This window comes from Gilliamella sp. B3023 (assembly GCF_026536845.1).
Lineage (GTDB): Bacteria > Pseudomonadota > Gammaproteobacteria > Enterobacterales > Orbaceae > Gilliamella > Gilliamella apicola_E.
Genome location: NZ_JAFNNH010000060.1, coordinates 1 through 968, shown reverse-complemented (window position 1 = coordinate 968; position 968 = coordinate 1). Strand labels below are relative to the sequence as shown.

The 968-nt window shown below is 31.4% G+C and carries 1 protein-coding gene; it reads right to left on the bottom strand.

Annotation, left to right across the window (positions count from 1 at the left end; genetic code table 11):
* Nucleotides 1–151 precede the first annotated feature (151 nt).
* Entirely contained in the window at nucleotides 152–436 is a 285-nt protein-coding gene (locus J3U16_RS11950) for a hypothetical protein (protein WP_267331075.1), read from the bottom strand.
* Between the last annotated feature and the right edge of the window lie 532 nt (nucleotides 437–968).

The window sequence follows — 968 nt, the reverse complement described above, 5'->3', positions numbered from 1 at the left end:
TAAATTTGGAGTGGTAATCGAATTCAATATGTTACCAATTGAGGGGGAAATGATCATTCATGTTTGTAATTTCACTAATATGTAATACATCAACTTTATTAATATGACTATTTATGCTCGAAGAGATTATCTAAATTAACAAGTTTCATTATTACATCTCAATTAACCAAATTAGCTCTAAATTATTTTTAGTTCGAGTACGTACAAAATCTAAGGCTACTATTTTTTCATAATAGTTATTGATTATAATCCAATCCTCATCGTAAAAAGCTAAACTATCTTTATATTTTTCATAAATATAAGATGTTAATTCATTGAGTTCGTGCAGATAGTTGTCATGTTGTTCTTGTGTAATTAAATTTACTTCTAATGCGTACTCAAACTCATTTTTCATGGTACTTTCAATTGTTTCAACGCGTTCTTTTTGGTCTCGCATACCGCACTTCTTAAGTAGTTTTGGTGATATTACCGGCTGAATTATAACCAATTTTTAAAAGTCATCCAAGTGGAAAGGCTCGCCATGTGTACTTTTCCGGTGGCTCTAAAGGATTGGACTTAGTGGGTTGTCAACACGCCAAATGCTCGCTTGTTCACTGCGTGATTGCGACCTTCGCTTTGCTATGTGCAGTTGTTAGCAAGAAAACGATTAATAACATTTCGTATAAATTTGGAGTGGTAATCGAATTCAATATGTTACCAATTGAGGGGGAAATGATCATTCATGTTTGTAATTTCACTAATATGTAAAACATCAACTTTATTAATATGACTATTTATGCTCGAAAAGCCGATTAATATTGTCTGCTGTCATATTCACATCTCGATAAGCCAAATTAACTCTAAATCTTCTTTTGTATAATCCCTGACAAAATCTAATCCTACGATTTTTTCATAGTAGTTATTGATTTTACGCCAATCTTCAGCACGAAAAGTAAAACTATCTTTATATCTTTCATAAATATAAGACG

Bases quoted from the DNA above. Each gene is read 5' to 3' on its own strand.
- J3U16_RS11950 (WP_267331075.1), bottom strand. From the start codon at position 436: ATGCGAGACCAAAAAGAACGCGTTGAAACAATTGAAAGTACCATGAAA.